This is a genomic window from uncultured Acidaminococcus sp. (genome assembly GCA_900538365.1).
Taxonomy (GTDB): domain Bacteria; phylum Bacillota; class Negativicutes; order Acidaminococcales; family Acidaminococcaceae; genus Acidaminococcus.
This window is the reverse complement of sequence record UPXT01000002.1, coordinates 48013-66347: the sequence shown is the minus strand read 5'-3', so window position 1 is coordinate 66347 and position 18335 is coordinate 48013. Positions and strand designations below refer to the sequence as shown.

Annotated in this window: 18 protein-coding genes and 1 pseudogene; 16 read left to right on the top strand and 3 right to left on the bottom strand. The window is 48.3% G+C overall.

From position 1 onward, the window contains the following. Positions 1-112: 112 nt before the first annotated feature. From rnmV to QZQ08_RS00805, 8 genes are all read left to right on the top strand, one after another. On the top strand, positions 113-658 hold the full coding sequence (gene rnmV / locus QZQ08_RS00840; protein ID WP_366140881.1) for a ribonuclease M5: 546 nt from the start codon (positions 113-115) through the stop codon (positions 656-658). Positions 659-672: 14 nt separating this feature from the next. Next, entirely contained in the window at positions 673-1515 is an 843-nt protein-coding gene (rsmA, locus tag QZQ08_RS00835; protein ID WP_297898917.1) for a 16S rRNA (adenine(1518)-N(6)/adenine(1519)-N(6))-dimethyltransferase RsmA, read from the top strand. Then, positions 1515-1763, top strand: a complete 249-nt coding sequence (locus tag QZQ08_RS00830; protein WP_296326604.1) for a cysteine-rich small domain-containing protein — start codon at positions 1515-1517, stop codon at positions 1761-1763. Before rsmA ends, QZQ08_RS00830 begins: the two co-directional genes overlap by 1 nt. Before the next feature lie 51 nt (positions 1764-1814). Continuing rightward, positions 1815-2102, top strand: a complete 288-nt coding sequence (locus QZQ08_RS00825) for a hypothetical protein (RefSeq protein WP_296326602.1) — start codon at positions 1815-1817, stop codon at positions 2100-2102. A gap of 314 nt (positions 2103-2416) precedes the next feature. Then, positions 2417-2710 carry a co-chaperone GroES gene (groES, locus tag QZQ08_RS00820; RefSeq protein ID WP_296326599.1) on the top strand — a complete coding sequence of 98 codons (294 nt, stop codon included), beginning with the start codon at positions 2417-2419 and terminating at the stop codon, positions 2708-2710. 64 nt (positions 2711-2774) lie between these two features. After that, positions 2775-4403: a chaperonin GroEL gene (gene groL / locus QZQ08_RS00815; protein WP_296326597.1), complete on the top strand. Its 1629-nt coding sequence runs from the start codon at positions 2775-2777 to the stop codon at positions 4401-4403. A 241-nt stretch (positions 4404-4644) separates the two neighbouring features. Further along, entirely contained in the window at positions 4645-5160 is a 516-nt protein-coding gene (gene tpx / locus QZQ08_RS00810; protein ID WP_296326595.1) for a thiol peroxidase, read from the top strand. 56 nt (positions 5161-5216) lie between these two features. After that, positions 5217-5498: a hypothetical protein gene (locus QZQ08_RS00805; RefSeq protein ID WP_296326594.1), complete on the top strand. Its 282-nt coding sequence runs from the start codon at positions 5217-5219 to the stop codon at positions 5496-5498. On the opposite strand, the gene QZQ08_RS00800 is transcribed toward QZQ08_RS00805, so the two are convergent. Next, entirely contained in the window at positions 5476-5946 is a 471-nt protein-coding gene (locus QZQ08_RS00800; protein WP_296326592.1) for an MFS transporter, read from the bottom strand. The two genes, QZQ08_RS00805 and QZQ08_RS00800, sit on opposite strands and share 23 nt — an antisense overlap. Before the next feature lie 588 nt (positions 5947-6534). Between QZQ08_RS00800 and QZQ08_RS00795 the strand changes: the two genes are divergently transcribed. From QZQ08_RS00795 to QZQ08_RS00770, 6 genes are all read left to right on the top strand, one after another. Beyond that, complete coding sequence (locus tag QZQ08_RS00795; RefSeq protein WP_296326590.1) at positions 6535-8136, top strand: AbgT family transporter; 1602 nt, start codon at positions 6535-6537, stop codon at positions 8134-8136. A 182-nt stretch (positions 8137-8318) separates the two neighbouring features. Then, positions 8319-9908 carry an AbgT family transporter gene (locus tag QZQ08_RS00790; RefSeq protein WP_296326588.1) on the top strand — a complete coding sequence of 530 codons (1590 nt, stop codon included), beginning with the start codon at positions 8319-8321 and terminating at the stop codon, positions 9906-9908. Between the two features lie 45 nt (positions 9909-9953). Next, positions 9954-11060, top strand: coding sequence for an amidohydrolase family protein (locus QZQ08_RS00785; protein ID WP_296326586.1), 1107 nt, complete (start codon positions 9954-9956; stop codon positions 11058-11060). Between the two features lie 267 nt (positions 11061-11327). Beyond that, complete coding sequence (locus tag QZQ08_RS00780) at positions 11328-12311, top strand: ABC transporter substrate-binding protein (RefSeq protein ID WP_296326584.1); 984 nt, start codon at positions 11328-11330, stop codon at positions 12309-12311. A 17-nt stretch (positions 12312-12328) separates the two neighbouring features. Continuing rightward, positions 12329-13186, top strand: a complete 858-nt coding sequence (locus QZQ08_RS00775) for a proline/glycine betaine ABC transporter permease (RefSeq protein WP_296326582.1) — start codon at positions 12329-12331, stop codon at positions 13184-13186. Next, complete coding sequence (locus tag QZQ08_RS00770) at positions 13186-14385, top strand: glycine betaine/L-proline ABC transporter ATP-binding protein (protein ID WP_296326580.1); 1200 nt, start codon at positions 13186-13188, stop codon at positions 14383-14385. Before QZQ08_RS00775 ends, QZQ08_RS00770 begins: the two co-directional genes overlap by 1 nt. Positions 14386-14427: 42 nt before the next feature. On the opposite strand, the gene QZQ08_RS00765 is transcribed toward QZQ08_RS00770, so the two are convergent. Beyond that, the gene (locus QZQ08_RS00765) at positions 14428-15273 is read right to left on the bottom strand and encodes a LysR family transcriptional regulator (protein ID WP_296326578.1); all 846 of its coding nucleotides are present in this window, start codon (positions 15271-15273) and stop codon (positions 14428-14430) included. A 151-nt stretch (positions 15274-15424) separates the two neighbouring features. Between QZQ08_RS00765 and QZQ08_RS00760 the strand changes: the two genes are divergently transcribed. Beyond that, positions 15425-16276 (top strand): aldo/keto reductase, encoded by an 852-nt coding sequence (locus QZQ08_RS00760; RefSeq protein WP_296326576.1) that lies wholly within the window; start codon positions 15425-15427, stop codon positions 16274-16276. 213 nt (positions 16277-16489) lie between these two features. Here the strand turns inward: QZQ08_RS00760 and QZQ08_RS00755 are convergent. Beyond that, positions 16490-17073: pseudogene (locus QZQ08_RS00755) on the bottom strand (iron-containing alcohol dehydrogenase); the annotation flags it as partial. A 327-nt stretch (positions 17074-17400) separates the two neighbouring features. On the opposite strand from QZQ08_RS00755, the gene QZQ08_RS00750 reads away from it, so the two are divergent. Then, entirely contained in the window at positions 17401-18303 is a 903-nt protein-coding gene (locus QZQ08_RS00750) for a phosphate ABC transporter substrate-binding protein (RefSeq protein ID WP_296326574.1), read from the top strand. Positions 18304-18335 lie beyond the last annotated feature (32 nt).

The window sequence follows — 18335 nt, the reverse complement described above, 5'->3', positions numbered from 1 at the left end:
TTGGCAATGGCCTCTTTCCTTTTTGAGGGAGAACTTTCTTTTGACAATCTTCCTTCAATCTGATAGAGTAAAAATCCAGAATAAAAGGTCTAGCATAGGGAGTGTGACTAGTTTGCTGAAGGAAGTCCTCGTCGTAGAGGGGAAAATGGATACCGTGGCCGTCAAAAAGGCCCTTGACGCGGATACCATCGAAACGGGCGGATTTACCTTGTCGCCGTATACATTAAAGAAAATCCAGGCTGCTTATGACAAAAGGGGCATTATCATCCTAACCGATCCCGATGGGGCAGGGGAACGGATCCGCCGCTATCTGACGGAGCGCTTCCCAAATGCTGGTCAGGCCTTCGTTCCTAAATCGGAAGCCCTTGCCCATCATGATGTGGGTATTGAGCAGGCTAAGCCGGAAGCTATTTTAAAAGCGCTTGCAAAGGTCCGCCATTCGACCATGGTTCCTCAAAATGAGTTTACGGCCATGGACCTTTACCAACATGGACTCAGCGGTTCCTCGGAAGCGGTAAAAAGGAGGGATGCCCTGGGCGCTGAACTGGGCATTGGCTACGGCAATGTGAAGAAAATGGTGGAGCGTCTCAATCATTATGGCGTAACCCGAGACGAATTCAATAGAGCGCTTCAGATCATCGAAACACGTCTCGCGTGAGAAAGGACTTCAGTATGCTCCATCCTGTGATTGCAAGCCGTGAAGTTACGCGGTATATTCTTGATACCTTTGGTCTTCATACAAAAAAACGCTTTGGACAGAACTTCCTCATCAATGAGGCCGTCGTAAGGGGTATTGCAGAAAAAGCAAAGATCGGTCCGGGAGACCTGGTCCTTGAAGTTGGCCCCGGAATTGGCACATTGACTCAGGCCCTTGCGGAAACCGGGGCCGATGTCAAGAGCGTTGAAATCGATCAGACGCTTCTTCCGGTCCTTCATAAGACGCTCGAAGGGTATGATAATATAGAAATCATCCATGGGGATATCCTTAAGGTTGATCTCAAGGATATTACGGGGGGAAAACCTTTTACGGTGGCGGCGAATCTGCCTTATTACATTACGACGCCCATCATTTTTTCCCTTTTGGAAGCCCAGCTTCCTTTGAAACGCATTGTTGTCATGGTGCAGAAAGAAGTGGCTGAGCGGATGGCCGCGCGCCCCGGAACAAAAGCTTATGGGCCCCTTTCCTTGGCAATGCAGTATTATTCTGAGCCCAAACTGGCAATTCCCGTTCCGGCTTGCGATTTCATGCCGGCTCCGAAAGTTGATTCCATGGTGGTCGTATGTGAAAAAAGGGAAAGCCCCATTGTCAATGTGGATGCTGCCTTATACTTCAAGGTCGTACGGGCAGCTTTTTCCCAGCGCCGTAAGATGCTCCGCACCTGTCTAAAGTCCATGGTGCGTCCCGGTGATACGGCGGAGGCCTGGATGGCCCGTGCTGGAATTGAGCCGACGCGCAGAGGGGAGTCCCTTAGCATAGAAGAATTTGGCAAGCTGGCGGAAAGCTGGAAAGAGTAATGACGGCGCACTATAAGTACTTTTCTCATATGGACTGTGAGTTTTTTCCTTGTCACAAGGGAAGCGATGGAAAGGATTTCAACTGCCTCTTCTGCTTTTGTCCCCTGTACCTTGTAAAAGACTGCGGCGGTGCCTTTACCTATACAGAAAGAGGCGTCAAGGACTGCTCCTGCTGCCTGTTTCCTCACAAAAAAGAAAACTATGGGAAAATCATGGAGCGGCTCAAAGAAGAAATGGATAAGAAATGAGCTAAGATAAGCCAGAGTGCATGGATAAAGCAATGCACTCTGGCTTTTGCTGTGGTGCTGTGGCTGCCGAAGGGAGCAGTCCAGCAAAGTGGTTATGGAATTATTGATATGCTGAAAGGCAGCAACGGTTACCTGATTTTTAGTACGATCTGCCACCGTGTTTTCGCCTTGGAACTCAATTTTTCTGAAATCTTCCCGACTTGCCAAGGCGGAGAGACCGAGAACGGGAATTTTCAACCTGTGTATCATAATCAGTGTTTTCCGGTTTTGGTGGTGGATGAGAGGCGTCAGTGGCGTTTCTATACGAACGGCAGTGAAGTAGATTTGCCCCGGTCCTGAGGCTGCTTTAGAGCGATAGCGGAAGTCCAATAAACATGTTTGAGGGCGATTGTAATTCGGCTCCACGACCAATGGGGAGATGGTTTGGCGCCACTTGTTTCCATCTTTCCCTCCACGCACTGCAGCATCAAAGCGTCAAAGCATTCCTATATGTCTTTCCACCCTAAAAGACAAAAAGTTTGACTTTTTTAGTAAAACCCCTTGCATTTTTTTTGAAAGATGCTATTATTATAGCTGTGGTTAGCACTCCAATGTAATGAGTGCTAATAAATCAAAAAGTTAAAATTTAACCATAGTGAAAGGGGATTACAAACATGTTAAGACCTTTGGAAGATCATGTCGTCGTAGAACCGGTTGTGCAGGAAGAAAAAACGGAAAGTGGGATCTATCTGCCTGATACGGCTCATAAGGATAAACCCCAGACCGGTAAGGTCGTAGCTGTAGGTACGGGCCGTCTCCTTGATAATGGCACTCGTGTTGCTTCTGAAGTCAAGGTTGGCGAAACCGTTGTTTTTGCTAAATACTCCGGCAGCGAAGTAGAACTGGACGGCAAGGATTACATCATCCTCCGTGACAGCGACATTTTGGCTGTCGTTGAGGATAAGTGAATCGCTCCCTTTTTTGTGGAGAACCAATCACCTTATATCATTTGGAACTAAGGAGTAGATAAAAATGGCTAAACTCATTCAATTTGATGAAGAAGCACGTCGTGGTCTGGAACGCGGCGTCAATAAACTGGCTGATGCTGTAAAAGTTACCTTGGGGCCCAAGGGCCGCAACGTTGTCCTCGAAAAGAAATTTGGTTCCCCGACCATCACCAATGATGGTGTAACCATTGCCAAGGACATCGAACTGGAAGATCCGTTTGAAAACATGGGGGCCGCCCTTGTTCGTGAAGTTGCAACCAAAACCAACGATATCGCTGGTGATGGGACCACGACGGCTACCCTCCTTGCTCAGTCCATCGTTCATGAAGGGATGAAGAACGTGGTTGCCGGTGCTAACCCGATGGTCCTCAAGAGAGGCATCAAGAAAGCAACGGACTGTCTCGTCAAAAAGCTTCAGGAAAACGCCAAGACTGTCAGCACCAAGGAAGAAAAAGCACAGGTTGCTTCTATTTCTGCTGGTGACACGGAAATCGGCGGCTTGATTGCTGATGCTATGGAAAAGGTTGGCAATGATGGCGTAATCACCGTTGAAGAATCCAAGACCATGGAAACCTCCCTTGAAACTGTTGAAGGGATGCAGTTCGACCGCGGCTACATTTCCCCGTACATGGTTACGGATCCGGACAAGATGGAAGCCGTTCTGTCCAACCCGTACGTCTTCATTACGGACCGTAAAATTACTATGATCCAAGACATCATGCCTGTTCTTGAAAAAGTGGTGCAACAGGGTCGTGAACTCTTGATCATTGCTGAAGACATTGAAGGGGAAGCCCTGGCTACCCTCGTTGTGAACAGACTCCGTGGGACCTTCAAGGCTGTTGCTGTCAAGGCTCCTGGCTTTGGTGACCGCCGTAAGGCTATGCTCCAGGATATTGCAACCTTGACGGGTGCAACAGTCATCAGCGAAGAAGTTGGCCGCAAGCTCGACAGCGCTACCGTTGCTGATCTTGGTTCCTGCAGCCAGGTTCGCGTAACTAAGGATCTTACCACTATCGTTGATGGTGCTGGTGACAAACAGGCCATTGCTGACCGTGTTGCTTCCATCCGTGCCCAGATTCCTGAAACTACTTCCCAGTTCGACAAGGAAAAACTCCAGGAACGTTTGGCTAAACTCTCTGGCGGCGTTGCCGTTATCAAAGTTGGTGCCGCTACGGAAACGGAACTGAAAGACAAGAAACTCCGCATCGAAGATGCCCTGAACGCTACCCGCGCAGCTGTGGCCGAAGGGATCGTTGCCGGCGGCGGTACGGCTCTTCTGCAAGTACAGCCGGCCCTCGATGAACTGGAAAAGGAAACCGAAGGGGACGAAAAGACGGGTATCGATATCGTTAGACGCGCCATCGAAGCTCCTGTCCGTCAAATCGCCAACAACGCCGGTCTTGAAGGTGCTGTTATCGTTGAAGCTGTCAAGAAAGCTGACAAGGGAATTGGCTTCAATGCCCAGACGGAAGAATATGTCGATATGATCAAGAGCGGTATTGTGGATCCTTGCAAGGTTACGCGCAGTGCCCTGCAGAATGCAGCTTCCATCGCTGCCATGATCCTCACCACGGAAGCTGTTGTTGCGGATAAACCGGCTGAAAATCCGGCTCCGGCTGCTCCTGCCATGGGTGGCATGCCTGGCATGATGTAAGATAAATCGGGGATTGTGCCGTAGGTACGCTCCTTTTATCCTTAAAAAATCGCATAAGCACTGTAAAGTGCCTGAAACGTCCCTGTGGAGTGCTTCCATAGGGGCGTTTTTCCATGCTGTAACATTTTGCAGATGATTAAAATAACTATTTACTAATCGTTATTAAAGTGATATAGTATAGCTATCATATGAATGAATCATATGGATCATCCATTTTGCTATGATATAGGAGGAATAAATTATGGAAAAACGTTCTGGCGCAGTTACTTTTGCTGGCGGCCCTGTAACCCTTGTTGGTCCTGAAGTGAAAGTGGGAGAAAAAGCTCCTGATTTCAAGCTGCTTGATAATAGCCTTGCTGAAAAGACCTTGAAGGACTATGAAGGCAAAATCAAGGTTATTTCCGTTGTACCGTCCCTTGATACGGGTGTCTGTGATGCTCAGACCCGTTGGTTCAATAAGGACGTAACCGGTCTTTCTTCCGATGTTGTGGTCCTTACGGTTTCCATGGACCTGCCTTTTGCCCAGGCTCGTTGGTGCGGGGCTGCTGGGGTGAAGAATGTTGTCACCCTTTCTGATCATCGTGACGCCTCTTTTGGGACGAACTATGGGTTCCTTATGGAAGGGCTGCGTCTTGAAGCCCGCGGTGTTGTTGTCATTGATAAAAATGATAAGGTCACCTATGTGGAATATGTTCCGGAAGTTACTCACGCCATTAACTTTGAAGGTGTCCTTGCTGCAGTAAAGACCCTGATCTGAATAAAGGGTTTCCTGAGCGATTGATTCACCATGCACCTTGTAAGGGAGGCGTTTTGATGACGTTTCGTGACCAGGATTTTCACAAAGAAAACATCATCTATCGGAATGTGGACCACTTTGCCCAGTGGCTTGCATCTGTCCTGAAGACCTTTGATGGGTCGGCCCAGTCCTTGACGGTTTACTTGGGGGACCTTGCGGAAGCTTACGCTGTTTCCAATGAAGAATATTTTGAAATCCGCGGTTTTTATACAAAAAGCGGAAATCCCGAAGGCTATTCATTCAAGGTCCAATATCAACAGGACGAAGACGGCGAAATCATCCAAAATATGATTTTATAACAATAAGAAAAGATCCCGGCTGGACATGATACCAGTCGGGATCTTTTTTAGGCTGTTTCCTTTTTCCTGCCGCTGTGAGTCTTGCCTTAATTGCCGGAAACTCTTTCATCAGGAAGAGAGCAATGAAAAAGCTGATCACGGAGTAAATGATGAGCCCCATGATGCCAAAATAATAGGCACTGAACCCTGCCGCCATGGGATAAACGGCAAAGTCTGCATTGCTACTGTGAAAAAGGGTTCCCATGGCCTTACCTTTTTGGGTGCCTGAAATGGCGTTAACAAGACGCGCCGCTTCGGGATGGAAGAGGCTGCTGCCCAATCCGCTCAGCATGGGTAAAATGAGGATGAACCAATTATATTGGGTAAAGGTCATGGCTGAACGGCTGAACCCACAGAGAAAAATACCAAGGGGGGACCAAGTAGGGAAGGGGTACACAGACCGAATCATAGCCGATGAAAGGTTTCGTTACAGAGACAAAGACAATATTGGCAAAATGATGCCCGCTGCTCCCTTATAGGAAAGCTGACAGGCCGCAATAAAATAAGGGAGAAGGGCAGGAATCCCTCCTTGGGCCCAGTCGGTGCCAACATGGCCTATTTGCATGGGGAGAAGCGTTTTCTTTCATTGTATGTGACGGCAATCCTTCCGGCAAGGAAAAAGAATGGGGGACAAAAAAGGTCTCTTGGAGTGGATAAGTTAACTTGCCGTTTGGTTACATAGAGCATTAGAAGCAAAATATAGATATATACTGATTCAAAATGTAATGGATACATAAAGATTATACTCTATTTGACCGCATTAAGTGGATGACTCATTATTATTTTTGAAAAATTTTATATTTTCAGAAAATAGCTAGCATTCTTTTCTTAGTTTCGGTATAATAAAGATGCAATCATTTTTCTCAAAGCGCCGTTTTTTCTATCGAAGGGGACGGCAGCGGTCCAATCAGCCGCGGCTCGGATAGCCGGCTTACAAACCGGCAGGCGCTTTCAGCATGAACGGAATCCAATCAAACAAAAGGAGGCAGCAAATCGCATGCAAACATCTGTCAGAAAGAAGTCGTGGATGAATCAATTCATCGACACCATTGAGTATTGGGGAAATAAATTGCCCCATCCTTTTATCCTTTTTGGGATGCTCGTCATCATTACCCTTATTGGGTCCTGGATCCTATCCCAGGCGGGCTGCAGCATCACCTATATGGCGGCTTCACGAACACCGGGGGAACCGGAAAAGGAAGTGACCATTGCCGTTACCAACCTGCTTTCCGGTGACAACCTACGTTACCTGATTACGAAGTATCCTGATATTTTCATTGGGTATCCCCCCATGAAACTTGTTCTTGTAATGATGGCTGCTACGGCCTTTATTGAAAAGACCGGTTTTTTTGGGACTTTTATGAAAAAGTATCTGCTCCGCGCGCCTCGGAGCCTCGTGACTTTTGCTGTTGTCTTCGTCGGCGTCAACTCCAACTTGATGAGTGATGCCGGGACCCTTTTTGCCTTGACCATGGGCGGAATCATTTTCGCTGCTTTGGGCCGAAATCCTTTGATAGGTGTTATTCTTGGCTGGGCAAGTTCGAGCGGTGGCTTTACGGCGAACCTATTCCTTGCTGGTACGGATGCCCTGCTTGCAGGCATCACGGAAGGTGTTGTCAAGGAGATGGGCGTTGCTGTCGATATCAATCCCGCCATGAACTACTTCTTTATGGCTTCAGCAACCTTCTTCCTTTCAGTGACGCTCACCCTTTTTACAGAAAAGGTTGTCTGCCGCATGGTCGGCGATGGGGATGGAAAGGTCAATATGGCCATGCTTGAGGAACATAAACTGACGGCAGACCAGGAAAAGGGACTGCGCTTTGCATTTTATGGCTTCCTCTTCTTCCTTGCCGTCATGGCAGCCCTCACTGTTCCTTCTTGGGCCATCTTGCGCAACGCAAATGGCGGTTTCCTGCCGAAATCTCCGTTCTTTGCTGGCATCATTACCCTCATTGCCTTCTTCTTTGTTTCCACGGGCTTGCCTTATGGTGTGGCAACAGGGGAAATCAAGAAGTGGAAGGATATTCCGCGCCTTGTTTCCGCCGGTCTGCGGGAAGCGATTCCCCTTTTGACGACGACTATGATGGCTGCGGTCTTCATCGACATGATGAATAAATCCAATATCTTTAAAATGGTCGCCGTTGCTGGTGCAGAAGCCCTGCGTGGAGCTAATATCGGTCTTTTGCCGCTTTGTTTGATGATCATAGTCGTGACCACCATTATCAACCCGTTCATGACGAGCGGCTCCTCCAAATGGCTCATCATCGCGCCCATGATTGTACCTATGTTCACCATGCTGAATGTGCATCCTGCTTATGCCCAGCTTGCGTACCGCATTGGTGACTCGGCCACGAATATCTGCTCCCCCCTGCAGGAACTTCTGCCCGTGATCATCGGCATGCTGACGCAATATCAAGAAGAAGGGAAAATCCCTCTGCGCCCCGGTGAAACGGAACATCGCAAGATTGGGATTGGCACGATTTTCTCTTTAACAATTCCCTATGCCATGGTTATCCTTCTAACCATGACGGCCATGCTCATTGTTTGGCTTACCTTTGGCCTGCCAATTGGACCTGGCATTCCCATGCATATTCAGTAAGGTTACAGCTTCCTTGATTTTGTCCCCCCTTTAAGAAGGATAGCGGCAACGATGGTCAATCCCCCGGCAGCTTTGCGGCTGCTGGGGGATTTGTAGAATCAGTGGAAATCCATCGCGGTGAATATCCTTCTGGAGAGGCTTCTATCTGAAGTCTCCCTTTTTGTAAACGGAGAACAATCATCATGAAAACAAAGAAAAGCTTCCTCAATCTATTCATTGATACCATTGAGTATTGGGGCAATAAATTACCTCATCCTTTTATACTCTTTGGCGGTATGCTCCTTGCTACCCTGATCATTTCCTGTATTCTTGCCCGCATGGGTGTCGGCATCTCCTATATGAGTGCATCAAAGATTCCAGGCGAACCGGAAAAACTTGTGACAGTTTCTGTTGTTAATCTTCTTTCTGGAGATAACCTGCGCTACATCATCACGAAATTTCCGGAAATTTTTGTTTCTTATCCACCGCTAAAACTGGTCCTTGTCATGATGGCAGCCAGTGCCTTCATCGAAAAAACGGGCTTTTTTGAGACCTTCATGAAAAAATATCTGCTCAAGGCACCGCGCAGTTTAATTACTTTTGCTGTGGTCTTTGTGGGAATCAATGCCAATCTTATGAGTGACGCGGGGACAATTTTTTCCTTTACCATGGGCGGTGTCATTTTTGCCGCCTTGGGCCGCAATCCCCTTATTGGGGTCATCCTGGGCTATGCCAGCGCCAGCGGCGGTTTTACTGCCAATCTCTTTCTTGCTGGGACGGATGCGCTGCTTGCGGGGATAACGGAAAGTATTGTCAATGAAATGGGACTTTCCGTACCGATTAATCCTGCGGTCAACTATTTTTTCATGGCAGCAGCCACTTTTATCCTTTCCGTGACGATGACTCTTTTTACGGAAAAAGTTGTATGCCGTATGGTGGGCGATGGGGATGGGACACTTGATGAGAGCCTCATTGAAAAGCATCGCCTAACGGCAGATCAAGAAAAAGGTCTGCGCTGGGCTTTTTATGGTTTTCTTTTCTTCCTTTTGATTATGGGGCTTCTCACGATCCCGGACGGAGCACTCCTGCGCAATGCCAAAGGTGGATTTCTTCCGAAATCCCCACTCTTTGAGGGCATCATCGTCATTATTGGGTTTGCTTTTGTGGCAACGGGCATTCCTTATGCAGCAGCGACGGGAACAATCAAGGAGATGCGGGATATTCCCCGCCTCGTATCGGCGGGTCTGCAGCAAGCCATTCCTCTTTTGACAACAACTTTGATTGCTTCCCTATTCATTGACATGATGAATAAGTCTAATATATTCAAGGTTGTTGCCATTGTTGGAGCAGAAGTCCTGAAAGGGGCCGATGTGGGACTCATTCCTTTGTGCCTGATGATTGTTGTTGTTACGGCGATCATCAATCCTTTCATGACAAGCGGATCCTCGAAGTGGCTTCTTATCGCTCCCATGATTGTACCTATGTTCACCCTCCTCAATGTCCATCCGGCTTATGCCCAGCTGGCCTTTCGCATTGGGGATTCGTGCACCAATATCTGTTCACCCCTTCATTCGGCTCTGCCCATCATTATAGGGCTTCTCACGGAATACCAGGCCGAAGGGAAGATTCCCTTGCGCCCCGGCGAAATGACGCAGCGGGAACTGGGGATTGGAACCATTTTCTCCCTTACAATTCCTTATTCCCTGATCCTTCTGTCAACCATGACGGTCATGATGATTCTTTGGCTCCTGCTTGACCTGCCAATTGGGCCGGGGGTTTCCATGTATTTATGATTGATGTGATATACTGAAAGAAAACTCAATGAAGGAGGGATAGCAATGCTGATTAAAAATGCTCATGTACTCAGTCCCCATGTGACAGAGGGGGTCTATGATATTAGGGTTCTTGAAGGGAAAATTGCCGAAGTGGGGGAATCCCTTTCGGCAGAAGGCGAATCCGTTCGGGACGCTGGCGGGGCCTATGTGACGCCCGGTCTCATTGATGCTCACACCCATCTTGGGCTCAAAGCAGATTCGCTGGGTGAATTCTACGCCGACCATAACGAGAAGAAGATGATCCTTTCCCCAGAGATGCGGGCCATTGATGCCATAAATCCTCTCGATCGGACCTTTGAGGAAGCACGAAATGCCGGCATTACTTGCTGCGCCAGCGGGCCTGGTTCGCTGAATGTGATTGGCGGCCAATATGCTGCCATCAAGACCCGGGGCAAGATTATTGACGAGATGGTCCTTGACCCTTATTTTGCCATGAAATGCGCCTTAGGGGAAAATCCTAAAAAGGGATATGAAACAACCCGTATGGGGATTGCTGCAACACTTCGGGAATTTCTCCTTACGGCCAAGGTTTATGCGGAAACACCCGTCCGTGATTATGATCGGAAACTGGAACCTATGGTGCCTATTATGCGCGGCGAAAAAACGCTCAAGATCCACTGCCACGAGGCTCTTGATATTGTGACGGCAATCCGCATTTGTGATGAATTCCATCTACGGTTTACCTTGGACCATGTGACTTGCGGAACGGATATCTTGGAATTCTTGCGCAAACGTCCGGAAATCCCGCTTCTCGTAGGTCCAAGCTTGGGAAGCCGAGGCAAGGTAGAACTTCACGGGAAAGGGTTTGACAGTGTGGCGGCATTAGCCGAAGGCCGCCATATCTGCATCATTACGGATGCGCCCGTAATTCCGCTGCAGTATTTGCCCGTTTGTGTCGGTCTTGCCATCAGTAAAGGCATGGCCTATGAACAAGCCCTTGAAGCAGTTACCATCAATGCGGCCCGTGTTATGGGCGTTGAAGGCCGGGTAGGGAGCCTTGAAATAGGGAAGGATGCCGATCTGGTCCTTTTTAAGGAAAAACCCTTTGTCACGATTCAAGATCCTCTTGCGGTCATGATGGACGGAAATTTTCTTGATGTCTCCATTTAAAGAAGCAATTTATGCACCTCTCCTGTCAATGTTGATGGGGGAGGTTTTGTTTTTTGCTGGAAAAAGGAATATTTGCGTACTGAAAATTACAATGATGAGAATAAAATAGTACAGTATATAACGCTAAAACATTGTAAATTAGCGTTATAAGAATATGTTTAATTTTATGAACAAATTGTAAAATATTTGACGGAGTATTTCACACCATGTAAAATTAATATTATGAACAAATATTTTGCATAAACATACTAAAGAAAGGATGGTTTCATGAAAGTAATCAAGTTAATGATCCTGACCGCCCTCCTCGTGTTATTGGGGATTCTTTCAGGGTGTTCCTCTGATGGAAGGCGTCCTGTCGTTTTTGCAGATCCCGGATGGGACAGCGTCCGGTTCCATAATGCCGTGGCCCAGATCATTGCCGAAAAGGTCTATGGCCTCAAGACAGAAATCCTTTATGGTTCAACGCCCATTACGCAGGCTGCCCTTGTACGCGGCGACGCGGATGTCAATATGGAGCTGTGGACGGATAACGTTCCTACCTATGAAGCAGATAAGGCCGCCGGTGGGATCGTGGATTTGGGCATCAACTATGCTGATAACCGCCAAGGTTTTTATGTTCCGCGCTACGTCATTGAAGGCGATGCTGAACGCGGTATTTCCCCTATGGCGCCGGACCTCAAATCCGTCAAGGACCTGAGCCGATATGCGGCGCTCTTTAAGGATGAGGAGGAACCGTCAAAAGGACGCTTATATGGGGCCATCCCAGGATGGAACATCGATGCCATCCTTTATAAGAAGTATAAAGCCTATGGCCTTGATCGGAACTATGTCTATTTTCGGCCCGGCAGCGAAGCTACGCTGTCTACGGCTTTTTTGACCGCCTATGAGAAAGGACTTCCTGTTGTAGGGTATCAGTGGGAACCGACTTGGCTTTCGGGTAAACTTGACCTTGTCCTGCTGGAAGATGCCCCTTATGAAAAAGCCGCTTTTGAAGAGGGACTTACAGAAGCGCCTGTCGTGAAGGTTGTTATCGCGGCCAATTCCCGTTTCCCCAAACGGGAACCTGATTTTTCAAAGTTCCTCAGCCGGTATCACACATCGAGCGCCCTTACGGCAGAAGCCTTGGCCTATATGGCGGATACGAAGGCTTCCTATGAGGAGACGGCCCGCTGGTTCCTCAAAAAACATGGGAACCTTGTCGATACTTGGCTAGCACCCGATGAAGCGGCTAAATTGCGAGAAGCACTTTAACTGGGAAAGGAGCCTTTATGATCAACTTCCTTACAACGTTTCCGAACCTTCACATCAATGTGGCTGAGCCCGTCGATGCCCTTGTCCGCTATATCAATATTCACTACGGAGCATTTTTTGTCTCCTTCAAACGCCTTATCGGTGCCTTTGTTGGGGGCCTTAACAGCGGCCTTGACGCAATTCCTTGGTGGATTTTGATCCTTGCCGTGGCCTATGGCGGCGGCAGGCTGATGGATAGTTACCGCAAAGGAGCCTTTTTTGGCGGACTGCTCTTTTTTATCGGTCTTTTGGGTTACTGGCAGATGATGTGCGAAACTCTTTCCATCGTCCTTGCGGCCGTATTCTTTTCCCTTTTGATTGGCCTCCCCATTGGCGTCCTTCTTGCTTCCATCAAGCGGGCAGATCCCTTGATCCGACCTTTTCTTGATGCCATGCAGACGATGCCGACCTTTGTCTATATGATTCCTGCGGTCATGCTTCTAGGGCCGGGGAAGGTGCCGGCCGTCCTTGCAACCGTCGTATATGCAGTCGTTCCTGTCATTCGGCTGACGAGTCACGGCATCAAGCAGGTCGATCCAGAAGTTGTAGAAGCATCCCGTTCATTTGGGGCTTCACGCTTCCAGACCCTCGTCAAGGTACAGATTCCTCAGGCTCTGCCTACCATCATGACAGGAATCAATCAGACCATGATGATGGCTGTTGCTATGGTCGTTACAAGTTCCATGATTGGTGCCAACGGCCTTGGCATGGAAGTCCTCATTGCCATCAACCGTATGGAATCAGGACGCGGACTGTCGGCAGGACTCAGTATTGTCATCATTGCCATCCTGCTTGACCGTCTGACCCAAAGCGTGATTCGAAAGGAGGAATCCTAATGACACAAACGCCCATCCTCGAGGTCCGGCACCTCTATAAAATCTTTGCGCCTTTGGACTTTCGTGGTGAGAAGAAGATGGCCTATAAGCTGCTGGAACTTGGGGCCACAAGACAGGATGTTTTTGAAGCAACCGGGATGACGGCGGCCGTGACGGACGTGTCCTTTCAGGTAGAAAAAGGTGAAATCTTTGTACTCATTGGCTTATCAGGCAGCGGTAAATCGACCCTTGTGCGCTGCCTCAATATGCTGCATCGGCCCAGCCGAGGAGAAGTCCTCATTGATGGGGAAGATATCACTGCATACGATGAAGCGAAACTGCAGGAACTGCGGCGGACCAAGATTTCCATGGTTTTCCAAAATGGCGGACTGTTGGCGCATCGGGATGTCATGGGCAATGTGGGCTATGGCCTTGAAATCCGCGGTGTCAAGAAGGAAGAACGCGAGGCCAAGGCCCTCGAAATGATTCGTATGGTGGGCCTTGAAGGACACGAGCGGGACCGTCTTGACAGTCTTTCCGGCGGGATGCGGCAGCGCGTCGGTATCGCCCGGGCCCTAGCAAGCGACCCGGATATCCTGCTCATGGATGAAGCCTTTTCTGCCCTTGATCCCCTTGTGAAAAATGATCTCCAGTTTGAACTCCTGCGCATCCAGGAACAGACGGGAAAGACCATCATCTTCATCACCCATGATATCAATGAAGCCTTTAAGCTGGGCAGCCGCGTGGGCATCCTGCGTGACGGACGCATGATCCAGCTTGATACACCGGAAAAAATGCTGAGCGCACCGGCCAATGATTATGTCCGGCGCTTTATTGACAGTGTTGATACAACGAAGGTGCTCACGGTCAAGCATATTATGACCGTTCCCGGGTCCGTGATAAAAAAGACTGACGGAGCCAATGTGGCACTTAACAGCATGCGTACGAGCGGCGTTTCAAGCGCCTATGTGGTGAGTGACTATATGCATTTTGACGGGATCATTACCCTGGAAGGGGCCCTTTCCGTGCGGGATGGGAGAAAGACCTTTGAAGAAGCCATCATTCGGGAGGTCCCTTTTGTACGCAATCTTGATGCCCCCGTTTCCTCGATTGTCCCTTTGGCGGCAAAGACGCAGTATCCCCTTGCTGTAGTGGATGAACATGATGTCTTCCGCGGCATTGTTACAAAGGCCTCTGTCCTGTCGTCCCTTTCCGTCTGAATAAAAAAATCGGGTCTTCCCAAAGGAAGATCCGATTTTTCTTTATTTTTGGTTCAGCCTTTTTGCAAAGAGGGGATAGCGTTGGCTCATCTTTTTTGTCATGACAAGGCAGTACTCGATGTGGGCTGATTGGTCCGCGATGGGGACGGACGTCCGATCTTTGAGGGTCTCTTCACTTAGGACACGGTCCGTAATGAAGGAAGGCAGGGTAGAAGCCTTTTCCAATTCAAAAAAGTCATCCCTCTGTTCTTGAAGCAGGAATCGGGAATGGGGCATGGTTTCCTTGATCAGATCCTTCCAGAATCCGATATGGGAATAAACAATCATGGTCGTTCCGTCCAAATCGGAAAAAGAAAGGGAGGGGCATTTTTCCTGGGGATGTCCTTTAGGAAGGTTAAAGTACAGTGATTCCTTGCCGAAGGGAAAGGAGATGAGCGCAGTGTCGGTTGGCGTAAAAGGCAGGATGATGACCTGATATCGCCCTTCCCGCAATCCTTGAAGGAGAGGGCTCGTCCCGCGCAGTTCCGTTGTCAGGGACTGCGCAGGATAGAGTTCTGTTGCCAGCCGTACAAAGTCCATGACAGGATAGGGAGCACAGCTTCCCAGCGCCAAGGTGTGCCTTGAGCGGTCAAGCTGGCGGACCTTGTCCGTCATGGCATCTAATTCGGAAAGGACCTTTTTTGCTTCTTTCATGGCAAGCAGTCCATTTTCATTGAGGGCGATGTGATTTTTTGAACGCTCAAATAACATAACTCCAAATTCCTGTTCCAGGAGTTTCATGTTCCTTGTCAATGTCGGCTGCGAAACGTGTAGGGATTCCGCTGCTTTTGAAAGGGTGCCGTACGCGCCAAAGGCAACGAATTGAAAAAGGTGCTCAAATTCAATCATACGAACCTCCACTATTTAATTTATAAATACAAGTATACCATAATATAAATGTACAAGATACGGATTTCTCGCTATAGTATAAGAAAGATTGTCTTCTTCAGTCATTATTTTGAGAAATAATATGATAGAAAAGTAGAAAGGTGGAATCCTTATGCAGGAAGTGACTCTTAATCAGGGAATCAAGATGCCTCAACTAGGCTTTGGCGTCTTTCAGGTTCCCGACGAAAAGATTTGCAGGGAAAGTGTCCTTATGGCCCTTGAAACTGGGTATCGGCTCATTGATACGGCTGCCGCTTATTTCAATGAAAAAGCCGTAGGACAGGCAATCAAGGAAAGCGGAATCCCTCGAAAAGAGCTCTTTATAACGACGAAACTATGGGTCCAGGATGCTTCTTATGAAAAGGCCAAGGAAGCCCTGAAGGTGTCCCTGGATAAGCTTGGACTGGATTATCTGGACCTTTACTTGATCCATCAGCCCATGGGGGATTACTATGGTGCCTATCGGGCCATGGAAGAAGCGTATGATAAGGGGCTTATTCGGGCTATTGGAGTCTGCAATTTCTATCCCCATGTCCTTGCTGATTTTTGTGAGACCGTTCGCGTCATGCCTGCCATCGATCAAGTCGAGCTGCATCCCTTCTTTCAGCAGGAAAATGCCTTGGCCCTTATGAAACACTATGGCGTGAAACCGGAAGCTTGGGGTCCTTTTGCAGAAGGAAAACATGGCCTTTTTACCCACCCGGTCCTTACGGAAATCGGGAAAAAGTATGGCAAGTCCGCCGCCCAAGTGGCTCTGCGCTGGAATCTTGACCGCGGCGTCATCGTAATCCCTAAATCGACACATCTGGAACGGATGAAGGAAAATCTCGATGTCTTTGATTTTACCCTTTCAGCAGAAGACCGCAGCGCCATTGCAGCTCTTGACCGGGGGCGCAGCGACATTGTGAATCACTTTGACCCCCAATTTGTTCAGGCCCTTCACAAGCTGAAAATCCATGAGTGAGGGCCTTGCCAGCTCTCCCAGGTTGATTTTCCTATTTCATCCATTACTCACGCTTAAAAGAAAAGCTCCAGCCTCCTTCGAAGGGGGACGGGAGCTTTTTGGCGTGTCTAAAAGGGGTTATCTCTGGTCTCAAAAATCGATATCCCTATCGTAGTACAAGGGCTGGAGCAGTTTTTTCATCTTTTTTTCCGTCGGCTTACGGGGATTGGACAAGGTGAAGGCATCCATGCCAGTATGTGCCACGAGTTTTGGGGGCAGGCCGCGAGTCAATTCGGAATCAATGATGGCAATGTCCGGTGTAATCTTAAAGGCCGCAACCGAGTATTTGATTCCCTTTTTATCATCCGTGATGATGGAAAAGCTGTTGATTTCCATGGCCGTGCCCGATGTGGATGAAATTGCGATGAAAGGGGCTTTGCGTCTTAGCCTAAAAAGCCCAAAGACTTTGCGCATTTCGTTAAAGGTGATGGCGGGGTATTCATAGTTGAGCCACATGGCTTTTGCGGCATCAATGGGGGAGCTGCCGCCAATGGCGATGATTCATTGAGGACCAGATTCCTGCATGACCTTGACGTTTTTAAGGACAGTTTCGACGAAATGGTCGGATTTGATGCCTTCATAGATGGTAACTTCCATACCTGCCTTCTTGAGGTAGGCTTCAGCTTTGTCCAAGGAGCCGTTCCTCCGGCTGGGACCTCCGCCGGTACGGATGATGCCCATTTTCCTGTTAAGTTTTTGAGGATTTCCATGGAACCATAGCCATTACAGATATCTCTTGGAAGGGTTACTCGCTGCATGATATGACCTTCTATTTAGGTTACGGGTTCATCATATCACGGTGTTGATGCAACTAAAATGGTGACAACAAGGGGTTATTTTTAAGGCCTGAATCTGTAATAAATTGACCCTATCACCTGCGGCTTTGTCCATTTTCCAAATGCTTTTGCTCTTTGCCGCGCTGGGTAAGGCAGTCCATGATGAGGTGCAATTTTGGGAGGCTGGATTTTACGAAACTTTTACAGGAAGAAAAGGTCAATCTTTACAGAAGTAGGATAGGCTATTCATAAAGCAAAACCAATATAGTTTATTGTGAAATGGCTTGCGTAAGAAAGGATGGATCATTGATGAAAGTAAAAAGCGTATTAAGAAAAGGATTGCTGATGGGGTTAGCTGCCATGATGATTGTTGGACTCGCTGGCTGCGGCGGTAAGAAGGCCGTAACGACGGGGGGCGAAAAGGCCCTTTCTGGAAGCATTACGGGTTCTGGTTCATCGGCTCTCCTGCCGCTTGTCAAAGATGCCGCAGAAGCCTTCAAGAAAAACCATAAAGATGTATCCATCAGCCTTAACGCAGGGGGAAGCGGAACTGGTCTTAAACAGGTCTCGGAAGGCTCTGTCGATATGGGCAACTCCGATGTTCCGGCTGTGGCAAAACTGCCTAAGGAAAAAGCAGAAAAGCTCCTTGACCACAAGATTTGTGTCATGACTGTAGCGACCATTGTCAATAAGGATGTGGCATCAACTGTCAAGAATCTAACAAGCCAGCAGCTAAAAGATATCTTTACAGCAAAAATCAAGAACTGGAAAGAAGTGGGCGGACCGGATGAACCGATTGTCCTGATTACCCGTCCGAAGACTTCCGGCACGCGTTCCCTCTTTACGAAATATGCATTGGGCGGAGCGGAAGAAGTATCCAATAAGTCCCTTGAGACAGATAACTCCGGACTTTTGCTCCAAAGTGTCGCCCAGAACAAAGGAGCTATTGGATATGTAGCCCTGCCTTACCTTGTAAAGAACGATACGGTCGCAGCTATAGCCATTGACGGCGTTGCCCCGACCTTGGAAAATACCTACAGCGGTAAGTATAACGTCTTCGGATTTGAACATATCTACACAGCAAAAGATCCAAAACCGGCGGTGAAAGCTTTCCTCGAATTCATTAGTTCTGCTGATTACGGCAAACGGATTGAAGAACTCGGTTACGGCGTCAGCAGCAAGATGCAGATAAAGGATCCAAATCACGATTAAGTCCATCTTTAAAACCTTGAGAAAAGGAGATT